Source organism: Bartonella queenslandensis AUST/NH15, assembly GCF_000312585.1.
Classification (GTDB): Bacteria; Pseudomonadota; Alphaproteobacteria; order Rhizobiales; family Rhizobiaceae; genus Bartonella; species Bartonella queenslandensis_A.
The window spans coordinates 37,104-44,560 of the sequence record NZ_HE997979.1; the positions used below are offsets into that span (position 1 = coordinate 37,104).

Below are 7,457 nucleotides of genomic sequence, written 5' to 3' on the forward strand. Positions count from 1 at the left end.
GGCAAAAGTGCAGTAATCAAAATTATTCACCCATAGAGCCCCAATACCTCTCAGTAAAATCCACGCTCCCCCTCAAAAGAAGAAGTTTCACCAGACACGACAGACAAACCCACCCCTAAAATATTCCACACACTCTCACAAAAGGTAGCTTATAATTTATAAAGGTAGCTTATAATTTATACGCTTAAAGGTTGCTCAACGGTATACCCTTGCTCTAATTAGCCCCTTTTCACCAATCCCCAAACACGGGTGTTTTATGATACAAGCCTTATGATACAATGAGGTACCACCCCACTTCAAACAACAAGACCTTACGGGCCCCTAGAGCAAGAAACATCAAAACGCTGGAAAAACACTTTATTATTTCATTATTTATTATTTTCACCCCATCGTCTTCCCAATGGGTCTCATTTAAAGATACAATTCCGATTGTGCCATTATGATATCTTTTTACATTGACCTTGTCAAGTTTTTATATTTTACTTTTGATCTTTTTATATCATTCTTTCTTGTGACCATCTCCCTCATGCAACCATAACGCCCAAAATATAAAGCACAAAATAAAACATCATTGTGCTGCGCATTCACACGTTTTTGAAAAAAATATTTCTTACTGCTTTTCCCATTGCACAACAGCACGCTGCAAGGATAATGCTCAATGCCCTATGATCACCACTCCCTCTTTCACATTTTCCCTCTTTTAGCAACATATTGATTCATAATGGTTTTTATCGTTTCTTCCCTTGAATCACAACCCTGAATATTGTAAGATTCTCTCACCTCAAACCACTTTATGTTGAATCAATTTTATTCACTTAGGCTTTACACCCATAAGCGCGGGATTGGCATGTGGAATAAAAATTATAAAAGAAAGGACTAAAAATAGCTCTTATGAACGCTCTCAAGTGCCAAGAGGTGGTCCACAACATTGGGGGCTAGCCAAGTGTGTGATGATGCCAGCTTGGAGCAACAACACCCCTTCCAAGCCATTCACATCCATTTCAACACTCTCTCCTCCATTCCATCTCCTCTCGTCACCGCACCAACACGATCCCCCTTTTCACCCCAACTTTTCTTGCATTCACAAACTCTTCCCCCGCCATTTCTTATCCCCCCTTCACCACATTCCACCCCATAACAAAAGCCTAACACACTCCCAGAGCCGCATAACACATAAATTTTCCACTTCCTTAACTTCCTCTTTCTTTTTTACAGATCCACATTTTTACGCTTTTGCGTCTTTACAGAATGCAGCCCAATGAAAGATCCACCCAGCATCGCACATTGCTCTGCCAAGCATCCAACATCTTGGTAGCAGATTTCTCCTACCAACCACTCATTATGCAGATGAGCACACCTCAGTATATCAACGCGCCACAAACAACGGTGCTTTATGGTGTTAAGAGGATGATCTCCACCCTCTATAGCATAAATTTTTCCAACCTATGTTTCAGGTAAAAATGCTAATTGATCACCTTGCTTTTCAATTGTTACAGCCATTTTGCAAACAATGCGCTGTAAAGAAGCTCCTCCTGCCAACCAATCATGCAGATCAACACGCCATCTCTCTCAAATGCGGTTGCTTCATCAATTTCAATAAGCAAGCCTTTTCTGAATATTCTTATACGTGTCCCCACCAACTCAAAGAGTAAAAACTCCTACAAAGACTCGTCAACTCCACTTCTTGAAGCAAAGAACACCACCCAAAGAATAAAGCTTCCCACCCCCGCCAAAAAGCTTACAAGCAAGCCCATCCTCTTCACTCCACATCTTACCTTTCACACTCTCCGTCCCCTAATCCTCAGACCACATTCCACGCCATAACAAAAGCCTAACACACTCCCAGAGCTGCATAACACATAAATTTTCCACCTCCTTAACTTGCTCTTTCTTTTTTACAGATCCACATTTTTACGCTTTTGCATCTTGACAGAATATAGCCCAATGAAAGATCCACCCAGCATCGCACGTTGCTCTGCCAAGCATCCAACATCTTGGTAGCAGATTTCTCCTACCAACCACTCATTATGCAGATGAGCACACCCCAATATATCAATGCGCCACAAACAACGGTGCTTTATGGTATTAAGAAGATGATCACCACCCTCTATAGCGTAAATTTTCCCAACCTATGTTTCAGGTAAAAATGCTAATCGATCACCTTGTTTTTCAATTGTTACCACTGTCTCGTCTTGTATTTCTCCAAACAAGATTTTTTCTGCGAGAGGATCTTGAATTTCCTTTTGGATAATACGTTTAAGCGGGCGTGCCCCATAAAGGGGATCATAACCTTTATCAGCGAGGAATTGTCGTACTTCTGGTTTGATATGCAAAGTTATGTTGCGTTCATTGAGCAAATTTTGCAAATGTTGTATCTGAATATCAACGATAGCCTCCATATCTTTACGTTGCAGCCGTTGAAAGAGAATAATCTCATCGATACGGTTTAAAAATTCAGGACGAAAAGCGGCTTTTACCACATTCATGACATCGTCTTTTGCTTGATCAACCGTTTGTCCTTCAGGCAAAGCGGTTAAGAACTCAGCACCAAGATTTGAGGTCATAATCAACAAAGTATTACGAAAATCGACCGTTCTTCCCTGACTATCCGTCAAGCGCCCTTCATCCAACACTTGCAACAACAGATTAAAGATATCAGGATGAGCCTTTTCAATTTCGTCGAATAAAATGACCTGATAAGGTCTTCTTCGCACGGCTTCGGTAAGCACGCCTCCTTCTTCATATCCGACATATCCGGGCGGCGCACCAATCAAACGGGCGCCTGCGTGTTTTTCCATATATTCCGACATATCAATACGCAACATGGCATTGGGATCTTGAAAAAGAAAAGCGGCCAGAGCTTTGGTTAATTCGGTTTTTCCCACACCGGTAGGTCCTAAGAACATAAAAGACCCAAGTGGACGATTGGGGTCCTGCAAACCGGCGCGCGCACGCCGTACGGCACGCGCCACAGCTTGAACGGCTTCTCCTTGTCCCACGACACGGGTTGCAATTTCATCTTCCATGCGCAAGAGAGCCTCACGTTCTGCTTCCAGCATACGTTCCATAGGAATTCCAGTCCAGCGCGACACAATCCGTGCAACATGTTCAGCAGTTACGGTTTCTTCGACGAGATGGTTTTGTTGGTCATCATTTTCCGCTAAAGTCAATTGTTTTTCGAGTTCAGGAATGACGCTATAAGCCAGTTCTCCAGCTTTTTGGAATTGTCCATTACGCTGCGCGATAGCCAAAGCATTTCGTGCTTCTTCGAGTTGTTTTTTCAAATCAGCGGCATGCCCTAATTTTTGTTTTTCGGCTTGCCACGCCGTTGTCATTTCAGCAGACTGTTGTTCCAATGTCTCCAGTTCGGTTTGCACATTTTTCAAACGTTCTTTTGCTGTTGGCTCAACATCTGTCTTCAAAGCTTCCCGTTCGATTTTCAACTGTAAAATTCGCCGATCAAGGGCGTCGAGTTCTTCTGGTTTTGAATCGACTTGCATACGCAAGCGTGCTGCTGCTTCATCGATCAGATCAATCGCTTTATCCGGCAAGAAACGATCCGTAATATAACGGGAAGAGAGTTTTGCGGCTGCGACCAAAGCACTATCTGCCAAACGCACTTTGTGGTGTTGTTCGTATTTTTCTTTAATACCGCGCAAGATAGAGATAGTATCTTCCAAAGAGGGCTCTGGAACAAAGACAGGTTGAAAGCGGCGAGCCAGAGCAGCGTCTTTTTCGACATATTTTCGATATTCATCAAGGGTTGTCGCGCCCACACAATGGAGTTCTCCACGTGCCAGAGCAGGTTTTAGCAAGTTCGAAGCATCCATAGGACCATCAGATTTTCCTGCTCCCACGAGATTGTGCAATTCATCAATAAAGAGGATAATTTGTCCATTTTCGGCTTGCACTTCAGCCAACACCGCTTTGAGCCGTTCTTCGAATTCACCGCGATATTTTGCCCCCGCGATAAGCGCCCCCATATCGAGCGCATAGAGTTGTTTATCGCGCAAAGTTTCCGGCACATCACCATTGACAATACGCAGCGCCAACCCTTCCACAATGGCGGTTTTTCCCACCCCAGGCTCCCCAATCAGCACAGGATTATTTTTTGTCCGCCGCGAGAGTACTTGAATGGTCCGTCGAATTTCTTCTTCCCGCCCGATCACAGGGTCGAGTTTTCCCTCCCGTGCATCTTTTGTGAGATCACGGGCATATTTTTGCAAGGCCTCATATTGTCCTTCGGCATGGGGGCTTGAGGCTGTTTTTCCTTTCCGCAGCGCATTAATTGCCTGATTAAGGGCTTGCGGGGTCAACCCAGCCTTTGTGAGAATATCGGCTGTTTTTGCGGATTTTTCCATAAGAAGCGCTTGCAATATGCGCTCCACAGTCACAAATTGATCCCCTGCTTTTTGCGCGAGTTCTTCAGCAAGTGCGAAGACTTTTGCCACCGGCTGCGAGAGATAGAGTTGTCCATTTCCCCCCTGCACTTTTGGCAAAGCCTCGAGAGCTTCTTTGAGCATCTTTTGAATAAGCTTAAGATCCCCGCCTGCCTTTTGAATAAGCGATGCCGCCAATCCTTGGGAATCGTCTAACAACACTTTGAGGAAATGCTCTGGCATAAATTGCTGATGATCAGAAGCAAGAGCGTTATTTTGCGCGGATTGTAAAAAACCTTGCACGCGTTCGCTATATTTTTCTAGGTTCATTTTTTTCCTTTCTTGTGCACCTTCTTGGTGCACCTTTTATCCCCACCACAGCCCTTTTTTCTTCCTCAATAGGTGTTTTTCACCTCATTATGACCCAAAGCTTATCTCCCCGATAAATTATCTCCCCTATAAAATAGCGAAAATGATAATGATGAAGGAACCATCGTGTTAAAATGAATATGGGTTCTACTCCCAACGAGTGCAAGAGCAAAAACATCAAAGAAAAAACAAGAACAAGAAACGGGTGCAAACAGCATAATAGAACCAGAAGATAAAGCACTAAAATTTCGAAAAAAGGTCTCCCCAAATGACCTCATTCCTTGTGACAAATCACAATTTCCCATTCTCTGTAACATTCAGGAGAGTGCATTAAAGAAAAGCCATAGAGGATTGATGTTCATTCAGCCCTAAACGCCCCTCTTTTTTGAACGTCTCCCCATATAAAATCTCCTTCAAGCAAAAACTTTCCAAGAAAATGAGGCTTTTATCTTTATACGCCCTGCCATACTCTCAAGCCACCGATCAACGAATTTTTTTTGCAGAAACCAACTTTTATAAAAGGAACAAGCCAGCCTCAACCTATTGCCAAGGTTACAGTCCTTGGTTCATAAAGAGTTTTCTAATCTCCCCACGCCTTCAAAAAATTCCCAACCAACAGCAATCAATTCTCTTTCAAAAAGCAGCATTATCCTAAAAGATAAAACTTCCCACACCACTCTGTAAACAAAGATCTATAAACGACAACCTAACTTCTTGCCTCACCCTTCATACTATGCCCTCACACCAACTCTTTTAGCCTCTCTCGCACACCCTTTTTGTTGCCTCTTCACACTTAAATACAAAAAACAATCCGACCATCCGCATATTGCCAACATGACGCATTCTTACAAAGTAAAAATTTTCTAATCTCCCCTACCTCAAACGACAGCATTTCATAGAAGTTTACGAACAAATCCCTTTACCCTCAGGCACCCATCTCCCTCCCATCAACACACTCTCGTCTCCCCTCTGCATCCTCCATTCCCTCTCCTCTAGCCAACAACACCACCTCTTCCTCTCAACGTATCTCTCCATTCACAAACTCTTCTCCCCAATCCTCTTACCCCATCCCACACCATGACAAAACACTCTCGAGGCATAAATCCCCCACCTCATTTTACGGATACACAGTTTTACGCTTTTACATTTTTACAGAATGAAGCCCAATGGAATTTCCAAACCTCCACCGAACAATTCCTTCTTAAAAAAAAATCCCTCTCACCGCTTCCTAACATTCAGTTTTTCCACCCAAACGCGCGCTCCTCCCAAGTTTTCTTTCAGCCTCATGCCTTTTTCACCAATCCTTTCCCCTCAACTCAAATATCCAGAGCTTTCCTGACTTCCCCCAACTTCTCTTAAAAAGCCCAGAATTCTTGAGATTCCTGCAACGCCTTCCTCTCAAGCCTTCCCTCAATATGCAAACGCTTCTCCCCTCTCTCTTCCCTTTTCATTCCCCATTCCCTCTCCTCTAGCCAACAACACCACCTCTTCCTCTCAACGTATCTCTCCATTCACAAACTCTTCTCCCCAATCCTCTCACCCCATCCCACACCATGACAAAACACACTCGAGGCATAAATCCCCCACCTCATTTTACGGATACACAGTTTTACGCTTTTACATTTTTACAGAACAAAGCCCAATGGAATTTCCAAATCACCACCGAACAATCTCCTTCTTAAAAAAAAATCCCTCTCACCGCTTCCTAACATTCAGTTTTCCACCCAAACGCGCGCTCCTCCCAAGTTTTCTTTCAGCCTCATGCCTTTTTCACCAATCCTTTCCCCTCCACTCAAATATCCAGAGCTTTCCTGACTTCTCCCAACTTCTCTTAAAAAGCCCAGCATCCTTGAGATTCCTGCAACGCCTTCCTCTCAAGCCTTCCCTCAATATGCAAACGCTTCTCCCCTCTCTCTTCCCTTTTCATTCCCCATTCCCTCTCCTCTAGTCAACAACACCACCTCTTCCTCTCACTTTCCCCCTCGATGCACAGACTCTTCTCCCCAATCCTCTCACCCTATCCCACGCCATGACAGAGAACACACACGAGGCATAAATCCCCCACCTCATTTTACGGATACACAGTTTTACGCTTTTACATTTTTACAGAACAAAGCCCAATGAAATTCCCACCCCATGCTGCTCCGTAAACAGACTCTACACCCCAGCTTCTTACCCTCCCCCCCTACAGAACAAAGCCTCCTTCTACGGATTTCAACTCATCTCAAACGAAACTGTTTCATCATTTCATCAAATGCAACAAGAAAAGATAGCCTCAATATTCATCACCCACTTTTACAAAAAAGCGCTTAAATTGATATGCTTGAAGTTTCCTCAACGACATATCCCTGCTCTCATACCCCCTTCTCACCCCCTATTTACGGCACAACAAAATAAAAACGTTTTGATTTTTCTTGCCAATCTTCTGAAATTACTTTATTTATAGGTCCGTGTTTTTGATCGTCCACGCAACGGTCAAATAGGGAGCTAAAAGCCCGAAAGCTTAATACATAAATTTATCCCGCTTTGCGGGTATCCCGGAATTCCGGGAGGTTTTGCTATGTCCAGGTGCTTTAAGCACTAAAAGCAAAAAGCTGATTAAGCTCAGTACTTTTAGACTCCCGGAATACCAACGCGAGGGCGCTCGCAACCGGAGGGGGGCTTAAAGTGCAAACCAAAAATCTACATTTTGTTGATATTTCAATAGGC

At 43.7% G+C, this 7,457-nt stretch carries 2 protein-coding genes; both read right to left on the reverse strand.

The window, feature by feature from the left end:
• Window positions 1-990 precede the first annotated feature (990 nt).
• Window positions 991-1,173, reverse strand: coding sequence for a hypothetical protein (locus tag BN338_RS11525; protein ID WP_156809215.1), 183 nt, complete (start codon window positions 1,171-1,173; stop codon window positions 991-993).
• A 956-nt stretch (window positions 1,174-2,129) separates the two neighbouring features.
• On the reverse strand, window positions 2,130-4,709 hold the full coding sequence (clpB, locus tag BN338_RS01150; protein ID WP_039758376.1) for an ATP-dependent chaperone ClpB: 2,580 nt from the start codon (window positions 4,707-4,709) through the stop codon (window positions 2,130-2,132).
• Between the last annotated feature and the right edge of the window lie 2,748 nt (window positions 4,710-7,457).

Excerpts from the sequence above, each read along its gene's own strand:
- clpB (WP_039758376.1), bottom strand. The coding sequence starts at position 4,709 with ATGAACCTAGAAAAATATAGCGAACGCGTGCAAGGTTTTTTACAATCC.